Origin of the sequence: Terrabacter terrae (genome assembly GCF_039529575.1) — a bacterium.
Classification (GTDB): Bacteria; Actinomycetota; Actinomycetes; order Actinomycetales; family Dermatophilaceae; genus Terrabacter; species Terrabacter terrae.
Genome location: NZ_BAAANB010000020.1, coordinates 6,333 through 25,588, shown reverse-complemented (window position 1 = coordinate 25,588; position 19,256 = coordinate 6,333). Strand labels below are relative to the sequence as shown.

Annotated in this window: 21 protein-coding genes; 15 read left to right on the top strand and 6 right to left on the bottom strand. The window is 72.6% G+C overall.

Annotation, left to right across the window (positions count from 1 at the left end):
* Positions 1 to 69 precede the first annotated feature (69 nt).
* The 8 genes from ABD194_RS09175 (at position 70) to purL (ending at position 7,758) form a co-directional block, all read left to right on the top strand.
* Positions 70 to 708, top strand: coding sequence for a GNAT family N-acetyltransferase (locus tag ABD194_RS09175; protein WP_343990483.1), 639 nt, complete (start codon positions 70 to 72; stop codon positions 706 to 708).
* A 10-nt stretch (positions 709 to 718) separates the two neighbouring features.
* Positions 719 to 2,005, top strand: coding sequence for a phosphoribosylamine--glycine ligase (gene purD / locus ABD194_RS09170; protein ID WP_343990480.1), 1,287 nt, complete (start codon positions 719 to 721; stop codon positions 2,003 to 2,005).
* Complete coding sequence (locus ABD194_RS09165; protein ID WP_343990477.1) at positions 2,002 to 2,895, top strand: phosphoribosylaminoimidazolesuccinocarboxamide synthase; 894 nt, start codon at positions 2,002 to 2,004, stop codon at positions 2,893 to 2,895. The genes purD and ABD194_RS09165 overlap by 4 nt, the downstream gene beginning before the upstream one ends.
* 413 nt (positions 2,896 to 3,308) lie before the next feature.
* A complete protein-coding gene (locus tag ABD194_RS09160; protein WP_343990474.1) occupies positions 3,309 to 3,626 on the top strand; it encodes a hypothetical protein in 318 nt (105 codons plus the stop codon).
* Positions 3,627 to 3,705: 79 nt separating this feature from the next.
* A complete protein-coding gene (locus ABD194_RS09155) occupies positions 3,706 to 4,335 on the top strand; it encodes an LURP-one-related family protein (RefSeq protein ID WP_343990471.1) in 630 nt (209 codons plus the stop codon).
* A 92-nt stretch (positions 4,336 to 4,427) separates the two neighbouring features.
* Complete coding sequence (gene purS, locus ABD194_RS09150; RefSeq protein WP_343990468.1) at positions 4,428 to 4,751, top strand: phosphoribosylformylglycinamidine synthase subunit PurS; 324 nt, start codon at positions 4,428 to 4,430, stop codon at positions 4,749 to 4,751.
* A complete protein-coding gene (gene purQ / locus ABD194_RS09145; RefSeq protein ID WP_343990464.1) occupies positions 4,748 to 5,443 on the top strand; it encodes a phosphoribosylformylglycinamidine synthase subunit PurQ in 696 nt (231 codons plus the stop codon). The genes purS and purQ overlap by 4 nt, the downstream gene beginning before the upstream one ends.
* Positions 5,440 to 7,758 (top strand): phosphoribosylformylglycinamidine synthase subunit PurL, encoded by a 2,319-nt coding sequence (gene purL, locus ABD194_RS09140; RefSeq protein WP_343990461.1) that lies wholly within the window; start codon positions 5,440 to 5,442, stop codon positions 7,756 to 7,758. Before purQ ends, purL begins: the two co-directional genes overlap by 4 nt.
* Before the next feature lie 80 nt (positions 7,759 to 7,838).
* Here purL and ABD194_RS09135 read toward each other — a convergent pair whose 3' ends face one another.
* The 5 genes from ABD194_RS09135 to ABD194_RS09115 all read right to left on the bottom strand — a co-directional run bounded on the left by ABD194_RS09135 (position 7,839) and on the right by ABD194_RS09115 (position 12,270).
* Positions 7,839 to 8,855, bottom strand: coding sequence for an LLM class flavin-dependent oxidoreductase (locus ABD194_RS09135; RefSeq protein ID WP_343990458.1), 1,017 nt, complete (start codon positions 8,853 to 8,855; stop codon positions 7,839 to 7,841).
* Positions 8,852 to 10,114 (bottom strand): phosphotransferase, encoded by a 1,263-nt coding sequence (locus tag ABD194_RS09130; RefSeq protein WP_343990455.1) that lies wholly within the window; start codon positions 10,112 to 10,114, stop codon positions 8,852 to 8,854. The genes ABD194_RS09135 and ABD194_RS09130 overlap by 4 nt, the downstream gene beginning before the upstream one ends.
* A gap of 108 nt (positions 10,115 to 10,222) precedes the next feature.
* Complete coding sequence (locus tag ABD194_RS09125) at positions 10,223 to 11,041, bottom strand: spermidine synthase (protein ID WP_343990452.1); 819 nt, start codon at positions 11,039 to 11,041, stop codon at positions 10,223 to 10,225.
* On the bottom strand, positions 11,038 to 11,841 hold the full coding sequence (locus ABD194_RS09120) for a hypothetical protein (RefSeq protein ID WP_343990449.1): 804 nt from the start codon (positions 11,839 to 11,841) through the stop codon (positions 11,038 to 11,040). Before ABD194_RS09120 ends, ABD194_RS09125 begins: the two co-directional genes overlap by 4 nt.
* Before the next feature lie 3 nt (positions 11,842 to 11,844).
* Complete coding sequence (locus tag ABD194_RS09115) at positions 11,845 to 12,270, bottom strand: VOC family protein (protein ID WP_343990446.1); 426 nt, start codon at positions 12,268 to 12,270, stop codon at positions 11,845 to 11,847.
* Positions 12,271 to 12,396: 126 nt separating this feature from the next.
* Between ABD194_RS09115 and ABD194_RS09110 the strand changes: the two genes are divergently transcribed.
* From ABD194_RS09110 to purM, 7 genes are all read left to right on the top strand, one after another.
* Entirely contained in the window at positions 12,397 to 13,314 is a 918-nt protein-coding gene (locus ABD194_RS09110; RefSeq protein WP_343990443.1) for an LLM class flavin-dependent oxidoreductase, read from the top strand.
* A gap of 55 nt (positions 13,315 to 13,369) precedes the next feature.
* The gene (locus ABD194_RS09105; protein WP_343990440.1) at positions 13,370 to 13,732 is read left to right on the top strand and encodes a sterol carrier family protein; all 363 of its coding nucleotides are present in this window, start codon (positions 13,370 to 13,372) and stop codon (positions 13,730 to 13,732) included.
* 14 nt (positions 13,733 to 13,746) lie between these two features.
* Positions 13,747 to 14,010, top strand: coding sequence for a hypothetical protein (locus ABD194_RS09100; protein WP_343990437.1), 264 nt, complete (start codon positions 13,747 to 13,749; stop codon positions 14,008 to 14,010).
* Positions 14,007 to 15,203: a CaiB/BaiF CoA transferase family protein gene (locus tag ABD194_RS09095; protein ID WP_343990434.1), complete on the top strand. Its 1,197-nt coding sequence runs from the start codon at positions 14,007 to 14,009 to the stop codon at positions 15,201 to 15,203. Before ABD194_RS09100 ends, ABD194_RS09095 begins: the two co-directional genes overlap by 4 nt.
* The gene (gene thpR / locus ABD194_RS09090) at positions 15,200 to 15,772 is read left to right on the top strand and encodes an RNA 2',3'-cyclic phosphodiesterase (protein WP_343990431.1); all 573 of its coding nucleotides are present in this window, start codon (positions 15,200 to 15,202) and stop codon (positions 15,770 to 15,772) included. Before ABD194_RS09095 ends, thpR begins: the two co-directional genes overlap by 4 nt.
* 38 nt (positions 15,773 to 15,810) lie before the next feature.
* Positions 15,811 to 17,373: an amidophosphoribosyltransferase gene (gene purF, locus ABD194_RS09085; RefSeq protein ID WP_343990427.1), complete on the top strand. Its 1,563-nt coding sequence runs from the start codon at positions 15,811 to 15,813 to the stop codon at positions 17,371 to 17,373.
* Positions 17,374 to 17,513: 140 nt separating this feature from the next.
* Complete coding sequence (purM, locus tag ABD194_RS09080; protein ID WP_343990424.1) at positions 17,514 to 18,644, top strand: phosphoribosylformylglycinamidine cyclo-ligase; 1,131 nt, start codon at positions 17,514 to 17,516, stop codon at positions 18,642 to 18,644.
* A gap of 316 nt (positions 18,645 to 18,960) precedes the next feature.
* On the opposite strand, the gene ABD194_RS09075 is transcribed toward purM, so the two are convergent.
* On the bottom strand, positions 18,961 to 19,155 hold the full coding sequence (locus ABD194_RS09075; protein WP_142181019.1) for a DUF3073 family protein: 195 nt from the start codon (positions 19,153 to 19,155) through the stop codon (positions 18,961 to 18,963).
* Between the last annotated feature and the right edge of the window lie 101 nt (positions 19,156 to 19,256).

Here is a 19,256-nt window from a genome sequence, read left to right as displayed (position 1 = left end):
TCACTGACATCCAAGGGCTCTCGAGGGCGCCTGGGGTGGCGCGGGAACCATCAAGTCTACTGTCACTCCATGCTCGAAAAGGCCTGTATCGCACCGACCGGCGCGCCGCTCGTGGGCCGGTTCGTCCGGCTGGACCTGACGGCCCGTGATGATGCCGCCGGGCTCTTCGCCGTCTACTCGGACCCGCGCTGCTACGAGCAGGGCTACGCGATGATGAGGCCGCCCCGGACGGTGGCGGACACGGAGCCGCTCGTCGCGGCCGCGGTGGCGGCCCGCGCGGCGGACGGGACGGGGCGGACGGCATACACGGTCCGCCTGGTCGAGGACGGCGAGCTCGGTTCGGCCGGCACGATCGTGGGCACGAGCTCGCTCGGCGACGTCGACACCGGGCGTGAGCACGTGCACCTCGGTTGGACGATGTACGGCTCGCGCTGGTGGGGCACCCAGGTCAACCCCGAGACCAAGCTCCTGCTGCTGGCGCATGCCTTCGAGACGTGCGGAGTCGGCCGGGTGAAGATCCAGACCGACGTCGTCAACGCCCGGTCCAGGGCGGCGATCCTCAAGCTCGGGGCGACGTTCGAGGGCGTGACCCGGCGCGACGTACGCCGCCCCGACGGGTCGTGGCGCGACACGGCCGTGCACTCGATCCTCGTGGACGAGTGGCCCGGCGTGCGGTCACGCCTGCTGGCGCGGTTGGGCTGCCCCTAGGCTGGCGCCCGTGAAGGTCCTCGTCCTCGGTTCCGGCGCCCGTGAGCACGCACTCGTCAAGGCCGTCGCGGCCGACCCGGAGGTCGACGCGGTGATCGCAGCGCCCGGCAACCCGGGCATCGACGCGACGGCCCTCTGCGTCCCGGTCGACATCCTCGACGGCGCCGCCGTCGCCGCGCTCGCCCGCGAGCACGACGTCGACCTCGTCGTCGTCGGTCCCGAGGCGCCCCTCGTCGCAGGCGTCGCCGACGTATGCCGTGAGGCCGGCCTCCCCGTCTTCGGTCCCTCCGCGGAGGCCGCCCGCCTCGAGGGCAGCAAGTCCTTCGCCAAGGAGGTCATGGCCTCCGCCGACGTGCCGACCGCTCTCGCCCACGTCTGCACGACGATGGACGAGGTCGAGGCCGCCCTCGACGCCCTCGGCGCCCCCCACGTGGTCAAGGACGACGGTCTCGCCGCCGGCAAGGGCGTCGTCGTCACCGACTCGCGCGAGGCCGCCCTCGAGCACGCCCGCGCCTGCCTGGCCAAGCCCGACGGCCGGCTGGTCGTCGAGGAGTTCCTCGACGGCCCGGAGGTCTCGGTCTTCTGCCTCAGCGATGGTCGGACGGTCGTGGCGTTGTCGCCGGCCCAGGACTTCAAGCGCGTCGGGGACGGCGACGCAGGCCCCAACACCGGTGGCATGGGCGCCTACTCGCCGCTCGACTGGGCCCCGGCCGGTCTCGCGGACGAGGTCGTGGCACGCGTGGCGCAGCCCACCATCGACGAGATGCGCCGCCGCGGCACGCCGTTCGTCGGGGCCCTCTACGTCGGGCTGGCGCTGACCTCCCGCGGCCCGAAGGTCATCGAGTTCAACGCGCGCTTCGGCGACCCGGACGGGCAGGCGTCGCTCGCCCGGCTCGAGACGCCCTTCGCGCAGCTGCTCCTCGCGGCGGCCACCGGTGGCCTCGCCGACTTCGGCCGGCTGCGCTGGTCCGACGCGCACGCCGTGGTCGTCGTCGTGGCCTCGAAGGGCTATCCCTCCTCGCCCCGGACCGGCGACCCGATCTTCGGCCTCGACGCCGCTGCCGAGGTGCCGGGCGTCGTCGTGCTCCACGCGGGCACCGCCCTCGACGAGGACGGCACCCTGGTCTCGGCCGGGGGCCGCGTGCTCGACGTCGTCGCCGTGGCGCCCTCGCTCGCGGAGGCCAGGCGGGCGGCATACGACGCCGTGGCCGTCGTCGAGCTCGACGGCTCGCACCACCGCACCGACATCGCGCTTCGCGCCGAGCGCGGCGACATCACCATCGGAGGAGCTCGATGAGCACGCTCGACCTGCCCGGCTACACCCACGTCTACTCCGGCAAGGTGCGTGACCTCTACGCGCCGGTCGGTCCCGACGGCGAGGTGGTGCCCGACCAGCTGCTGCTCGTGGCCTCGAACCGCCTGTCGGCCTACGACTGGATGATGTCGCCCGAGATCCCCGACAAGGGCGCCGTGCTGACCCGGCTCTCGCTGTGGTGGTTCGACCAGCTCTCGGACCTCGTGCCCAACCACGTCGTGTCGACGGACGTTCCGGAGGCCGTCGCCGGCCGGGCGGTGCTGGTGCGCAAGCTCGACATGCTCAGGGTCGAGGCGATCGCCCGCGCCTACCTCACCGGTGGGGGCCTCGAGGAGTACCGCGAGAAGGGATCGGTCTCCGGGGTCCCGCTGCCCGACGGTCTCGTCGACGGCTCGAAGCTGCCCGAACCGGTCTTCACCCCGACGACCAAGGCGCCGGTCGGCGAGCACGACCTGCCCATGTCGCCGGCGGAGGTCGAGGCCGAGCTCGGCGCCGACGTCGCGGCCGAGGTGTCGCGGCTGACGCGTGCAATCCTCGCGCGCGGCAACGAGATCGCCGCGGACCGCGGCGTCGTCATCGCCGACACCAAGGTGGAGTTCGGGGTCTCGCCCGACGGCAGCGGCGGTCTGGTCCTCGCCGACGAGGTGCTGACCCCCGACTCCTCGCGCTTCTGGCCGGCCGAGCTCTGGGAGCCCGGTCACCCGCAGCCCTCCTACGACAAGCAGTTCGTGCGCGACTGGCTGACGTCCTCCGAGTCCGGCTGGGACCGCAAGGCGGGCGGACCGCCGCCCGAGCTGCCGGCACACGTCGTCGAACAGACGCGCGCGAAGTACGTCGAGGCCTACGAGCGCCTCACCGGCGAGACCTTCTGAAGCTCAGCCGAGGTCGGAAGCTCGGGAGGAGCCGTCGAGGAGCCCTCGACCGACCCGGACCACGAACTGCCGCACCTCGCCGAACCGGCTTCTCGCCTCGTCGGACCCGCCGGCGTACCACCAGTCCCTCGCCCAGACGACCAGGTCGGCGCCATCCGGGTGGGCGCGCGCGAAGCGGTCGGCGCGCCCGGCACATCGAGAGCACCGCGTACGCCTGTGCCCCCACGGTCGCGGCGCTCGGTTCCCGGCGGACAGGACGGCGCACGCGTGGCGCACATGGGATTCGGATGATCCTCCGAGGCCGACCATGGATGCCGCATGCCCTGCGTTCACCTGCAGTTCACCTGCGCTCGGGAGCGTCGCGGGTTCCGCCCATCGACAGATCCCCGCCGATCAGCAACCGAGGAGCACCCATGGCATCACCCTCCACCCGCACCCACTCCGAGCCCAGCGCCGCGACAGCCGCCACCCCGGGTCGCCGCCTGTTCGGCATCCTCACCGGCCTCACGGCCCTGCTCGTCCTCCTGCAGGGACTGTGGGCCGGGATCTTCCTCGAGCACGACGGAGAGCGCGACGCCGCCGGCTCCTGGATCGAGGTGCACGCCCGCGGTGGCGAGATCGCCCTCGTCCTCGCCGTCGCGGCGCTCGTCGTCGCGTTCGCCAAGCTCCGGACGCGTCGCGACCTCGCCGTCTGGCTGCCGCTCCGGGCCCGGCACGCTGCCCGGGACTGACGCGAAGGCAGCGCTCGACGCTCCCGGCCACACGGCATACGCAGCCGGTCGTGCCGGTGCGCTGTGGCACGCTGGCCGCATGACCGAGCCGCCTCCGGACGCCGCCTCGGACACGCCGGCGGAGCGCTACGTCCTGCGCCAGAGGCTGACGATGGTGGTCAACCGCTACGAGGTCATGCGCGCGGACGAGAACGGCAGGGAGCTCGGGCTGCTGTGCTTCGCCGAGCAGAAGCGGATGGCCACCAAGGAGCAGGTCACCTTCTTCACCGACGCCGCGAAGCAGCACCCGCTGTTCGGCTTCCGGGCCCGCCGGCGCCTCGACCTCGGCGCGACGTACGACGTCACCGACAGCCACGGGCAGCCGATCGGCTGGTTCAAGAAGCACTTCACCGCCTCGCTCGTCAGCTCCACCTGGACGCTCGGGCTGCCCGACGGCCGGGAGTTCGTCGGGCGCGAGCGCAACACGAAGGTCGCCGTCGCCCGTCGCCTCTGGGAGGTGGTCCCCGTCGTCGGGGACATCCCCGGGCCCTTCCTCTTCCACTTCGACTTCGTCTCTGCCGACGGGCAGCTCGCCCTCAGCTCGACGAAGCGGGCCGGCATCAGGGACGTCTACCGGGTGGCCCTGCCGGCCCTGGAGGACGGCAGGCCGATCGACTGGCGCGTCGGCCTGGCCATGGCGGTGGCGCTGGACGCGCTGCAGTCACGCTGAGACGTTGTCCGTCGGCGTGTCGGGCGCCCGATAGACTCGGGCAGTCCCTGGGGTCGTCCCCTCACCCATCGAGCGCAGGAGAACCACCACTGATGGGAAGCATCGTCGTCGACGTCATGCTCAAGCCCGAGATCCTCGACCCCCAGGGCCAGGCCGTCGGCGGTGCCCTGCCGCGGCTGGGGCTGGGCGGGTTCACCGACGTGCGCCAGGGCAAGCGCTTCGTGCTCTCCGTCGACGGCGACGTCACGGACCAGCACCTCGCTGCCGCCCGCGAGGCCGCGGAGAAGCTGCTGTCCAACCCCGTTATCGAGGACGTCGTCTCGGTGCACGTGCTCGACGAGGGATCGGCCGACGATGGCCGCTCCGAGAGCCCCGAGGGTCACGGGGCCGGCGAGGCGGAGGGCGACGCGCAGTGAGGATCGGCGTCGTCACGTTCCCCGGTTCCCTCGACGACCGTGACGCCGCGCGCGCCGTCCGTGAGTGCGGCGGCGACGCCGTCCCGCTCTGGCACGGTGACGCCGACCTCAAGGGCGTCGACGCCGTCATCCTCCCCGGCGGCTTCTCCTACGGCGACTACCTGCGCTGCGGCGCCATCGCGCGCTTTGCGCCGGTCATGGAGGCGCTCGTGCCGGCCGCCCAGGGCGGGCTGCCGGTCCTCGGCATCTGCAACGGCTTCCAGGTGCTCACCGAGAGCCATCTGCTGCCCGGCGCACTGATCCGCAACGACCACCGCAAGTTCAACTGCGTCGACCAGCAGCTCGTGGTCGAGAACGCGTCGACCGCCTGGACCTCCGACTTCGAGGCCGGCCAGCAGATCACGATCGTCCTCAAGAACGGCGAGGGCGGTTTCGTCGCCGACGAGCGCACGCTCGACGAGCTCGAGGGCGAGGGACGAGTCGTCTTCCGCTACGTGCCCGACGCGCACGGCCGCAACCCCAACGGCTCCTACCACCACATCGCCGGCATCACCAACGAGCGCGGCAACGTCGTCGGGCTCATGCCGCATCCCGAGCACGCGGTCGAGGAGGGCTACGGCCCGAGCCTCGACGGGCGCGGCTTCTTCACCTCGATCATCAAGCAGACCCTCGAGAGCGCAGCCACCGCATGAGCGACACGCAGACCGTCCAGCCGGCGCCGGTGGCGCCCGTCCTCGACACGGTGCAGCACGCCGCCGAGACACCCGACGTCGAGCAGCCGTGGGCCGAGCTCGGGCTCAAGCCCGACGAGTACGCCAACATCCGCGAGATCATCGGCCGCCGCCCGACCATCGCGGAGCTCGCGATGTACTCGGTGATGTGGAGCGAGCACTGCTCCTACAAGTCGAGCAAGGTCCACTTCAAGCTGTGGGGTGAGAACACCACCGACGAGATGCGCGAGAAGCTTCTCGTCGGCATCGGCGAGAACGCCGGCGTCGTCGACATCGGCGACGGCTGGGCCGTCACGTTCAAGGTCGAGTCACACAACCACCCGTCGTACATCGAGCCCTACCAGGGCGCCGCGACCGGCGTCGGCGGCATCATCCGCGACATCATGTCGATGGGTGCCCGCCCGATCGCCGTGATGGACCCGCTCCGTTTCGGCAACCTCCACCACCCCGACACGCAGCGCGTCCTGCCCGGTGTCGTCGCCGGTGTCGGTGGCTACGGCAACTGCATCGGCCTGCCCAACATCGGCGGCGAGGTCGTCTTCGACGACTGCTACCAGGGGAACCCGCTCGTCAACGCCCTCTGCGTCGGCGCCATGCGCGTCGAGGACATCCACCTCGCCAAGGCCTCGGGCGCCGGGAACAAGGTCATCCTCTTCGGCGCCCGCACCGGCGGCGACGGCATCGGCGGCGTCTCGGTCCTCGCGTCCGAGACCTTCGACGAGGGCGGCCCGACGAAGCGCCCCGCCGTGCAGGTCGGCGACCCCTTCGCCGAGAAGGTGCTCATCGAGTGCTGCCTCGACCTCTACCAGGCGGGTGTCGTCGACGGCATCCAGGACCTCGGCGGGGCCGGGCTCTCCTGTGCGACGAGCGAGCTCGCGTCCAACGGTGACGGTGGCATGCAGGTCGAGCTCGACCTCGTGCCGCTGCGCGACGCGAGCCTGCAGCCGCAGGAGATCCTCATGTCCGAGTCGCAGGAGCGCATGATGGCGGTCGTCGCGCCCGAGCACCTCGAGGCGTTCATGGCCATCACCGACAGGTGGGACGTCGAGGCCACCGTCATCGGCGAGGTCACCGACGGCGACCACCTCGTCATCACGTGGCACGGCGAGACCATCGTCGACGTCCCGCCGCGCTCGGTCGCCCACGAGGGCCCCACCTACGAGCGTGCGCTGGCACGGCCGGCATACCTCGACGAGCTGAACGCCTCGGGCACACGAGAGCTGGCCAAGCCGCAGACGGGCGAGGAGGTCCGCGCCCAGCTGCTGACCCTCATCGGCTCGCCCAACCTCTGCGACAAGTCATGGATCACCGACCAGTACGACCGCTACGTGCTCGGCAACACCGCACTCGCGCAGCCCGACGACTCGGGCATCGTCCGCGTCGACGAGGAGACGGGGCGCGGGGTCGCGATCTCGACCGACTGCAACAGCCGCTTCACCAAGCTCGACCCGTATGCCGGAGCGCAGCTCGCGCTCGCCGAGGCCTACCGCAACGTGGCCACCACGGGGGCCGCTCCGCTCGCCGTCACCGACTGCCTCAACTTCGGCTCGCCGGAGGACCCGGGTGTCATGTGGCAGTTCCGCGAGGCGATCCGCGGCATCGCCGAGGGCTGCAAGTTCCTCGGCATCCCGGTCACGGGCGGCAACGTGTCGTTCTACAACCAGACCGGCGACGTCGCGATCCACCCGACCCCCGTCATCGGCGTCCTCGGCGTCATGGACGACGTGTCCAAGCGGTCGGGCTCCGGCTTCCGCGGTGACGACGCGCACGTCTACCTCCTCGGCACCACCCGTGACGAGCTCGACGGCTCCGAGTGGGCGCACGTCATCCACAAGCACCTCGGCGGTGTGCCGCCGAAGGTCGACCTCACCGCCGAGCAGGCGCTCGGTCGAGTGCTCGTCGAGGCGGCCCGCACGGGGCTCGTCGAGGCGGCGCACGACCTGTCCGAGGGCGGCCTCGCCATCGCGCTCGCCGAGGCGTGCATCCGCCACGGCGTCGGCGTCACGATCGACGGGATCGACCGGGTGGGCCTGGACGCCGACGGCAACCCGCTCGACGCCTTCACGGCCCTCTTCTCCGAGTCGAGCGCCCGCGCGCTCGTGGCGGTCCCGGCCGGACACGCCTCCGAGTTCGAGGCGCTGCTCGGCGACCTGCCGCACGCGCGCATCGGCGTCACCGGCGGACGCGACCTCGACGTCGTCGGGCACTTCGCGGTCTCGGTGGCCGAGCTGAGGTCGGCCCACCAGTTCACGCTGCCGGCGGTCTTCGGCGACTGACGCACGAGCGTCCGGCGGTTCGCCGGCCCCGAGTGGTCTCTCGGCGATCGCCGGCAGAAGCCGTCTGTCGGCGGTCGCCCTCAGCGCCAGCCGAGGCCGGGAGCCACGTCCTTGAGGACGCTCTCGATGAGATGGGCGTTGTAGTCGACGCCGAGCTGGTTGGGCACGGTGACCAGCAGCGTGTCGGCGGCGGCGACGGCGGAGTCCTCGGCGAGCTCCTCGACCAGCTTGTCGGGCTCACCGGCATACGTCTTGCCGAAGCGGGCCAGACCGCCCTCGAGGTGTCCGACCTGGTCGCGGCTCGCAGTCTCGCGGTAGAAGTACTGCCGGTCTACGTCGCTCGTGATGGGCAGGATGCTGCGGCTCACCGAGACCCGCGGCGCGCGCTCGTGTCCGGCTGCGCCCCAGGCGTCGCGGAAGCGCTGGATCTGCTCGGCCTGCAGCTCGTGGAACGGCACGCCGGTGTCCTCGGTGAGCAGGGTCGAGCTCATCAGGTTCATGCCCTGCTGCGCCGTCCACTCGGCGGTCGCGCGGGAGCCGGCTCCCCACCAGATGCGCTCGCGCAGGCCGGCCGAGTGCGGCTCGATCCGCAGCAGGCCGGGCGGGTTCGGGAACATCGGGCGAGGGTTCGGCTGGGCGAACCCCTCGCCCTCGAGCACCTGCAGGAAGACCTCGGTGTGCTGGCGCGCCATCGCGGCGTGGTCGTCACCCTCGGGCACGTAGCCGAAGTAGCGGAAGCCGTCGACGACCTGCTCGGGTGACCCGCGGCTGATGCCGAGCTGGAGCCTGCCGCCCGCGATGAGGTCGGCCGCGCCGGCGTCCTCGGCCATGTAGAGCGGGTTCTCGTAGCGCATGTCGATGACGCCCGTGCCGATCTCGATGCGGCTGGTGCGCGCCCCGACCGCTGCGAGCAGCGGGAACGGCGAGGCCAGCTGCCGGGCGAAGTGGTGCACGCGGAAGTAGGCGCCGTCGGCACCGAGCTCCTCAGCCGCGACCGCGAGGTCGATCGACTGGAGCAGCGCGTCCGAGGCCGACCGCGTCTGCGAGTGCGGTGACGGCGTCCAGTGGCCGAACGAGAGGAAGCCGATGTTCTTCACGAACCGTCCAACGCGTGGGCGTCGCGATCCCTTCCTTCCCCGCGACGGCCGTGCGGGCGTTGCTCCGTCCGCTCCACGAGGTCGAGGACGAACTCCGTGATCCGGGCGCGCTCGGCAGCCTGTTCCAGCAGCGACGGCCTGGGAGCGGCGCCCGGCGCGCGTGCGCCGTTGCCGTCGTCAGGCGGGCCGGCCGGGCCGGCCGGGCCGAGCAGGCCCTCGAGCAGGAAGGAGGAGAACCCGGAGTAGATGAGCATCTGGAGGGCGTGTGCCCGGCGGAGCACCGGCAGGGGCAGCGCGCAGCCCTCGTCGTGAAGACCCGCCACATAGGCCGGCAGGCAGGCCCGTTCGAGGTCGTGCAGCGTCGCGGCGGGACGCCGTCCGAGCTGGACGTCCCCGATGAGCAGCTGGCCGAGGTCGAAGCCGAGCGGCTGGGTGCTCCAGAAACCGAAGTCGATGAGTACGAGGTCGTCGCTGCCCGCCTGCACCAGGAGGTTGTTGGTGCACGCGTCGCCGTGCGCGGTGCCCTCGGGGACGCCCTCCAGCCAGTCGACGTGCTCGCCGACCCGGTCGAGCTCCACGAGCAGCCGGCCGCGCAACGACGGACTGAACGTTGCGGCGAGGACCGGGTGCTGCCAGAGCTCATCGGCCCGCAGCATCGGCGCCACCTGGGCTGCGAGGCGCCCCTCGGCATACGACCTGACGCCCCTGCGCCCGTCGCCCTCGCCGATGGCGGCCAGCGGCCGGACCCGCGCGCTGGCGGCGAGCCGGCCCAGGAGCCGAGCCGCCCGGGTGACCTCGGCCAACGGCCAGTCAGAGGGGGCCACGTCGACCTCCTGCAACCAGACCGCGGTCGACAGCTCGTCGACGGGCCTGACGTCGACCACTGTCGCCATGGTCAGCCCCGGTGGCAGCCTGTGGGCGAGGTCGGACTCGTACACGAGCGGCTCGGTGCGCCACGGGACTGCGCGCTGGGCCACCTCGCGCAGCTCCGGTGGCACGAAGGCGAAGTAGGGCGAGCGGCTCCAGTCCTGCACGAGCTTGACGAAGAAGCGGACTGCCTGCGGCCCCTCGCGGGTCGACAGGTCCGCCGTGACCCACCAGCGGCCTGCGGTCGTGATCGCGTCGAGGTCGTAGTCGACGACCTCGACGCGGGAGCCGACCAGCTCGCAGCTCGACCGGTCCAGCCGCAGTGCCGCGGCGGCATACGTCGTGAGGACGGTGTCCGGCACGTCGGCCGGGCCGAGCATGGAGCGGTCCATCGTGCGCCTCCAGGTCCGCAGGTCGGGAGCGCCTCCTCCCACCACCGATGGTGGGGGCCGCTCACGACTGCGGTCAACGACTTTGCCGACCCACCGGTGCCGACACGTTCAGCGCGCGCGCCATCTGCCTGTCTCTGGTGGTGGCGGGCTCTGCTCTCCCTCCTGACCGAACGGCTTGGCGCCCGCGAGCAGGCGCGTCAGCGCCGCACCCTCGCGCACGCCCGTGGGCAGCGCCGCCCGGGCGACCTCGCGCCGCAACGTTTCCAGCGGCAGGGGCACCGCGCTGGCCAGCAGGACGGAGTTGCCGAAGCGGCGGCCCTTGAGCACCTCGTGCGTCGCGAGCAGCGCGACGTGCGGCAGCACGGTCGACACCGTGACCACCAGCCTTGCCACCCAACGCATCCCGGGCTCGTCGGCGAGGTTCCACAGGCCCAGTCCCGCCGGGCGCAGCACCCGTGCGACGTCGCGGGCGTATGCCGTCCCGGCCAGCTCGGCGGGCACCCGACCTCCCGCGTAGGCGTCGGTCACCACCACGTCGGCCGAGTCGTCCTTGAGGCTCCGGAGCCCGCCGAGGCCGTCGACGGGGCGGACGCGGATGCGGTGGCGCCGGGGCAGGGGGATCTCGCGGCGGACGAGCTCGGTGAGCGCCTCGTCCGGCTCGAGGACGATCTGTGGCGAGCCGGGACGCGTGGCCTCGACCCACCGCGGCAGCGTGAGCCCGGCACCGCCGACGTGCGTGATGCCGAGCGGGCCCGGCGGCATCGTGTCGATCGCGAGCGCCAGGTGCTGGACGTACTCGAAGACGAGCAGGGTCGGGTCGTCGGGCTGCACGTGCGACTGAGGCGCGCCGTCCATGTGCACCGTGACGCCACCGCGCTCGTCCCACTCGAGCGAGACATGCTGTGCGGCAGTCGGATCCGGGCTCACGTCAGGTCCAGGACGAGGATGCGCTCCTCGCCGTGCCGGCTGAAGCCCAGGCGCCGGAGGATGGGCGAGGAGGTGTCCACGACCCCGTGGGTCAGGGCGAGCGTGGCGCCGGCGGCCCGCGCGGCGGCCAAGCGCGCGCCCAGGACGGCGCGGTAGGCCCCACGACCCCGGAGCGAGTGGTGCGTGCCCCCACCCCAGAGACGGCATACCTCCTCGGCGAGCGTGTAGCCGCCCGTGCTTGCGGGCCGGCCGTCGACGTAGGCCACCCAGCGACCGCCCGAGCCGTCCGCGAGACCGGCCTCGACCTCCGCGAGACTGGTCGCGACCTGCTCGTCGGTCGCCTCGTGGCCGCCGAAGGCGTCGTGGACGACCTCGAGCGCGTCACGGACCGCCTGCTCGTCGGTGACCTGCCGCACGGCGACGTCGCCCGGCACTGCGAGGTCGGGCACGCCGCCCGTGAGCGGAAGTGCCAGCACGTCCATGCGCTCCTCGACGGTGGCGCCGCGGGCCGCGAGCTCGTGCTCGAGGGCGGCCGGCCTCGTGAACTCGGAGAGGCGCCACCACAAGCGGTCCCGGCCCCATTCGCGGGCCACCGCGCAGATCTCGTCGGTGAGCTCGGCCGGGTCACGCCCGGAGCCGAAGACGCGAGCGGACGTCGGGGTGACGAACCAGTCGGGGTAGGCGACGACGAGGTACTCCTCGGTCCGGACGTGCGGAGCGCCGTCAGGCACCCAGGCCCACTCGTTCGAGGCCGCCAGCACCGCTGGTGCGTCCCAGACCCGGCCGCTCACCGACGCCACGCGTCAACCGCCCATGGCGCCGGTGCCGTCGGACAGCACGTTGGAGATGAGGCCGAAGACGTTGCCGTCGGGGTCGTGCAGGTAGGCGAGGCGGCCGACACCGGGCATGTCGGCGGGTGCCAGCGCCTCGGACCCGCCGAGCTCCAGCCCCTTGGCGAAGAGCCCGTCGACGTCGTCGACGCCGACGACCAGGTTGCAGCCGTTGACCGGGCCGCCGACCGCCGGAGCCGGCCCCTGGCGCTGCGTCAGACCCCCGTTGATGCCGTTGCCCGGGCCGGCCTGGGTGATCGAGCCATCGCCGGTGTCGATGACCCAGTAGGGCATCTCGCCGAAGCGCTGGAACGACCAGCCGAGGAGCGAGGAGTAGAAGTCGGCCAGGCGCTCGGGGTCCGAGCCGTGGATCTCGAAGTGGACGACCAGGTTGGACATGGCTTCTCCTTGTCACGGGTTCGAGGTCGGTCGCCGGATGATCCGCCTCTGTCGTCACGACGCTATTGCGGGGCGCCGACACTCACAACGGCGGCGGGCGTCGGAGCCGAGGGCTACGGTCAGGACATGCGATTCGGTCTGACGATCCTGCCCGAGCACACGTGGGCGCAGGCCGGGCCGATGTGGCGTGAGGCCGAGCGGCTGGGCTTCGACCACGCGTGGACCTTCGACCACGTCACGTGGGGCGGCCTGCCCGACTCGCCGTGGTTCGCGGCGATGCCGACCCTGGCCGCCGCGGCCGCGGTGACCGAGCGGATCGGCCTCGGCACCTTCGTCTCCTCGCCCAACAACCACCACCCCGTCCAGCTGATGCGTGAGGTGCTCGCGCTCCACGACATCTCCGGCGGCCGCTTCCTGCTGGGGCTGGGCACCGGCGGCGACCTCGACGCACGGGTCATGGGGGAGGAGCTGCCGCTGCGCGAGCGGGTCGCCCGCTTCCACGAGTTCACGCGGCTGCTCGACCGGCTCCTTCGCGAGGACCACGTCACCGAGGACGGGCGGTTCTACGCGGCTCGCGACGTGCGCACGCTGCCCGGGCCCGTGCGCGGCAGGGATGCCGGAGCCGACGCCACCACCGACGCCGGCACCGACGCCGGCAGCGGCATGCCGCTGGTCGTCGCGGCCAACGGGCCGAAGTCGATCGGTCTCGCGGTCGAGCGCGGAGACGGCTGGATGACCTACGGCGGCGCGGCCGACACCGACGAGGAGTGGTGGGCGCTCGTGGGGAAGCTCAGCCGCCGCGTCGACGACGCGCTGGCGGAGGCCGGCCGCGACGGTCCCCCCTTCGCGCGCTACCTCAACATCGACTCCGGACCCACCTTCTCGCTGACCAGCGCCGCCGTCTTCGAGGATGCGGTCGGGCGTGCCGCCGAGCTGGGGTTCACGGACGTCATCACGCACTGGCCGCGGCCCACCGAGCCCTTCCGGGGCGCGCGCGAGGTGCTCGACGAGGTTGCCGCGGATGTCATCCCGCGCCTGCGCTGAGGGGCGCCGGACGGCGGCGGGCCGGCTGTCCGTGGGCGCGGATAGCCTTGGCCGTATGCCGCCCCGCCGTCGCACCCCCGTCGCCGAGGGCCGCGCCGCCCTCGAGGAGTGCCGCGCGGCCGACTGGTCCGCCGACCGCAGGACCACCGCGACGGCGGTCCGCTTCACGCTCGAGGAGCTGTCGACGACCGCGCCGGGACGCACCGTCGAGGTGCGGGTGCCTCCCTACGGCGCCGTCCAGTGCATCGAGGGCCCTGTCCACACCCGCGGCACACCGCCCAACGTCATCGAGACCGACGGTGTCACGTGGCTGCGCCTCGCCGTCGGCGACCTCGACTGGGAGTCGGCCCTCGCAGGGGCGATGGTGCGCGCGAGCGGCCAGCGGGCACACCTCCACGGACTCCTGCCGCTTCTCTGACCTAGGGTGGAACCGTGACCATTCCCTCCTCGAACCGCCCACCGCACACGCGACCCGAGCACCGGCCGCGGGTCCCGAACTTCAAGCGCTTCCTCATCACGGGAGCTGTCCTGGGGTTCGTCATCGGTGCGGCGATCTCGCTGATGGGCGACGAGGTCCAGGGCTACTCCGACACCAGCGGCGCGCTCTACATCGGCGCCCTCGGCGCCTTTCTCGGCACCGGCCTCGCCGGCATCGTGGGCATCCTCCTCGACCGCTCGGGTCGCGACCGGTCGTGACCTCGCCGGGGGGTGCTGCGAGCGGTGAGGCAGCCGCGCGTCGCGGCCCGCTGGCCGGCGTGCGGGTCGTCGAGCTCGCCGGGATCGGTCCGTCGCCCTTCGCCGCGATGCTGCTGGCCGACCTGGGCGCCGACGTCATCCGCATCGACCGGCCGGGAGAGAACGCCCTTCCCGTGCCGCTTCCGCCCGAGCTGGACCTGCTCCGCCGCGGACGCCCCTCGGTGTCGCTCGACCTGAAACACCCCGACGGCCTGGCCACCGCCCTCGCGCTCGTCGAGCGGTCCGACGTCCTCGTCGAGGGCTACCGTCCCGGTGTCGCGGAGCGCCTCGGTCTCGGACCTGACGAGTGCCTCGGCCGCAACCCGCGCCTCGTCTACGGGCGGATGACGGGCTGGGGCCAGGACGGGCCGCTCGCGCAGGTCGCCGGCCACGACATCGGCTACGTCGCCATCACGGGGGCGCTGCACGCGATCGGGCGCGCCGGCGGACCGCCGCAGGTCCCGGTCAACCTCGTCGGCGACTTCGGCGGCGGCGCGCTCTACCTCGTCGTCGGCGTGCTCGCCGCCCTGCTCGAGGCGCGCACCAGCGGGCGCGGCCAGGTCGTCGACGCCGCCATCGTCGACGGCACGGCCCACCTCTCCACGCTCGTCGTCGGGCTCGCCTCGGCAGGCCTGTGGTCCGACCAGCGAGGCACCAACCTCCTCGACACCGGCGCGCCCTTCTACGACGTCTACGAGACGAGCGACGGCGGTTTCATGGCGGTCGGGCCCCTCGAGCCCGCCTTCTACGCCGAGCTCCTGCGCCTGCTCGAGATCGCCGACGCGGCGCCAGACCGGCTCGACCCGCGCCAGTGGCCCGCGCTGCGCACGCTGCTCGCCGACACGTTCCGCGCCCGCACGCGTGACGACTGGACGATCCTCTTCGAGGGGACCGACGCCTGCGTCGAGCCCGTGCTCAGCTATGCCGAGGCGCCCACGCACCCGCACCTCGCAGCCCGCGGCACCTACGTCGAGCAGCACGGCATCGTCCAGCCGGCCCCGGCCCCCCGGTTCTCCCGCACGCCTGCACGGCTGGGCACCGCGCCGTCGACTCCCGGCGCCGACACCCGCACGGCCCTGCCCGCCTGGGGGATCGAGGACGTCGACGCCCTCCTCGCCTCCGGGGCCGCCGCGGAGCCGGCACCGGCGCCATGAGGCTGTTCGTGGCCGTCGTCCCGCCCGACGAGGTGCTCGACGACCTCGAGGAGCACCTCGAGCCACGCCGTGAGGCCGGTCCCGAGATCCGGTGGACGGATCGGCCCCAGTGGCACGTCACGCTCGCCTTCCTCGGCTCCGTGCCCGAGGCGCGTCTCGACGATCTCACCGAGGCTCTCGGCCGCTCCGCCGCACGCCGGGACCCGCTCGTCCTTCGGCTCGCCGGCGCCGGCGCCTTCCCCAACCCGTATGCCGCCCGCGTCCTCTGGGCCGGCGTCGAGCAGGTGCGCGGTGACCTCGGGGCGGTGGCACACGGCATACGCAGTGCTGCGAGCTCGGTGGGTGCGACACCCGACGGGACCCGCTTCTCGGCGCACGTGACCCTCGGACGGTTCCACCGGCCCACCGAGGCGACCCGGTGGATCCGCGCCCTCGACGCCTGGGAGGGACCCGCGTGGCGGGTCGAGGAGCTGGCGCTCGTCGAGTCGCACCTGGGGGAGGGACGCGGGCGGCGGCCGCGCTACGAGGTGCTCGCCGAGTTGCCGCTGCGGGCCACCCGGGACGACTGACGGGATGGCCCACCGCCGGGGTGTGGGAGACTTGCCCGGTGGCACGTGGCGACGGTCGTTTGAACCATGACCTCATCCCCGGCGAGAAGGGCCCGCAGGACGCCTGCGGGGTCTTCGGCGTCTGGGCTCCCGGGGAGGACGTGGCCAAGCTGACCTACTTCGGGCTGTACGCGCTGCAGCACCGGGGGCAGGAGTCGGCCGGCATCGCGACCAGCGACGGCGAGAAGATCCTCGTCTACAAGGACATGGGCCTCGTGTCCCAGGTGTTCGACGAGACAGCCCTCAGCTCGCTCCGCGGCCACATCGCGATCGGCCACACGCGCTACTCCACGACCGGGGGCTCCACCTGGGAGAACGCGCAGCCCACGCTCGGCGGCACCGGCCCGAGTACGCTGGCCCTCGCGCACAACGGCAACCTCATCAACACCGTCGAGCTCAAGGCCCTCGTCGACGAGCACTTCGGCGACACCCGCATCACCGGCGAGCTCGCCCGCGGCAACACCTCCGACACCGCCCTCGTGACGACGCTTCTCGCCGCCGACGAGGACCGCACGCCCGAGCAGGCGGCCCTCGAGCTGCTGCCCAAGCTGCGCGGCGCGTTCTCCTTCGTCTTCATGGACGAGACGACCCTGTATGCCGCCCGCGACCCGTGGGGCGTGCGACCCCTCGCGCTCGGGCGCCTCGAGCGGGGCTGGGTCGTCGCGTCCGAGACCGCGGCCCTGCAGACCATCGGCGCGGCCGTCATCCGCGAGGTCGAGCCGGGCGAGCTGATCGTCATCGACGAGGACGGCCTGCGCTCGCACAAGTTCGCCGAGCCCCAGCCCAAGGGCTGCGTCTTCGAGTACGTCTACCTCGCCCGCCCCGACGCCGTCATCCGCGGCCGGGTCGTGCACGAGGCGCGCGTCGAGATGGGCCGCGTCCTCGCGCGCGAGCACCCCGTCGACGCCGACCTCGTCATCGGCGTGCCCGAGTCGGGCGTGCCTGCGGCCGTAGGGTATTCGCAGGAGTCCGGCATCCCGTTCGGGCAGGGCTTCGTGAAGAACGCCTACGTGGGCCGCACGTTCATCCAGCCCTCGCAGACGCTGCGCCAGCTCGGCATCCGGCTCAAGCTCAACCCGCTCGAGCACACGATCCGCGGCAAGCGTCTCGTCGTCGTCGACGACTCGATCGTGCGCGGCAACACCCAGCGTGCCCAGATCCGGATGCTCCGCGAGTCGGGGGCGGTGGAGGTGCACGTGCGCATCAGCTCGCCGCCCGTGCAGTGGCCCTGCTTCTACGGCATCGACTTCGCCACCCGGGCCGAGCTGATCGCCACCGGCCTCGGGGTCGAGGAGATCCGCGCCTCCATCGGCGCCGACTCCCTCGGCTACATCTCGGAGGAGGGCATGGTCGGCGCGACCAACCAGCCCGCCGACGAGCTGTGCTCCGCCTGCTTCACGGGGCGCTATCCCATCGAGCTCCCGGAGGACGGCCGCATCGGCAAGCACGTCCTCGAGACGCTGCCGTTGTCGGTGCGCACCGGCCACGACCGGTCCGTCGACGTCGAGGGCGTCAGCCTCGGAGTCGGCGTCGGCGGCGAGAGCGCGCTCCAGCACCCCTGAGCACGTCCGCAGACACCGGGCACCCACCGGTTCGAGGCGATGGGCCACCGCATCCGGTCGCCGACACCTCGAATCGCGGCGAGGCGGGCAGGGCTGGACGGGCGGGCGAGGCTGGGTCGTGGCGCCGGTAGGCTGGGCGCGTGAGCGACGCCCCCATCACGTATGCCTCGGCCGGAGTCGACGTCGAGGCAGGTGACAAGGCCGTCCAGCTGATGAAGGCGTCGGTGCGCCGCGCAACCCGTCCGGAGGTCGTCGGTGGCCTCGGCGGCTTCGCCGGGATGTTCGACGCGAGCGCCATCGCGCGCATGACGCGGCCCATCCTCGCGACCAGCACCGACGGCGTCGGTACGAAGGTCGCCATCGCGCAGGCGCTCGACCGGCACGACACGATCGGCTTCGACCTCGTCGGCATGGTCGTCGACGACATCGTGGTCTGTGGCGCCGAGCCGCTGTTCATGACCGACTACATCGCCACCGGCAAGGTCGTCCCCGAGCGCATCGCCGCCATCGTCGGCGGCATCGCCCGCGCCTGCGAGGAGGCCGGCGTGGCCCTCGTCGGCGGCGAGACCGCCGAGCACCCGGGCCTGCTCGCGCCCGACGAGTACGACGTGGCCGGCGCCGCCACCGGCGTCGTGGAGTATGCCGCCGTGCTGGGTCCGCAGCGCGTCGCCGACGGTGACGTGGTGGTGGCCCTGGCCAGCAGCGGCCTGCACAGCAACGGCTACAGCCTCGTGCGGCGCGTCTTCGCCAGCGCCGGGTGGGAGCTGGACCGCCACGTCGACGACTTCGGCCGGACGCTCGGCGAGGAGCTGCTCGAGCCGACCCGGATCTACACCAAGCCGCTGCTCGAGGTGATCGCCGACGAGGGTGTGGACGTGCACGCCCTGAGCCACGTGACGGGCGGCGGCCTGGCCGCGAACCTCGCCCGCGTGCTGCCGACCGGCGCCTTCGCCCGCATCGACCGTTCGACGTGGACGCCGCCGGCCGTCTTCCGCACGATCCAGGACCTCGGCCGCGTGCCTCAGGCCGACATCGAGCGCACCCTCAACCAGGGCATCGGTTTCGTCGCCGTGCTGCCCGAGGCGCACGCCGAGCGCGCGATCGCCCTCAGCGAGGATCGGGGCATCCGGGCGTGGCGCCTCGGTGAGGTGGCGACCGAGGAGCGCGCACAGTCCGGCGGGCTCGTGGCCCGGGACGCCGAGATCGTGCGCGGGGCCAAGGGTGTCGACGGCGGCGCAGTCCAGGTCGTCGGAACGCACCCGACCGCCTGAGACCGCGGGTCGTCTGCCGACTCAGCGGCCGGCTGCTGCCCCAGCGGCAGACCCGGAGCCGGAGCCACGCCCGGCGGGCCACGACAGCGGGCACGACAGCTGAGACGCTGACCCTGCGGGACGGCATACGGCCTCGTGCGCGGAGGCACGACGAAGCCCGCGCACCCGGAAGGGCGTGCGGGCTTCGCTGCGTCACCGAGACGGCCGGCCTCGTCTGAGCGACGCGGGACGGTGGCGCCTCGAGGGCAGCACCGGACGCATGCCGGGCGTGAACACCCGACACACGAGGTGCAGACGGAAGGGGAAGGCGGGGAGCTCAGCGCTCGCCCGATACCCACTTGCCGTATTCGTCGTACTCGTCGTCGTCGACGGACCGTGGCTGGTTGGCACCGTCGCGTTGCGACGGTCCGTGCAGCTCACGCTCCAGCGCGCTCAAGTCCGTGTCAGGTGTGTAGTACTTGAGCTGCCGTGCGACCTTGGTCTGCTTGGCTTTGGCTCGGCCGCGCCCCATGGCGTGACCCCCTCGTGCGTCGTGCCGGGACGGCATCGCTCGTCGAAGAGCCGAGTGGCTCTTCGATGTACGCGTAGCGGTCCCGGGAATGTGTGTGTTCT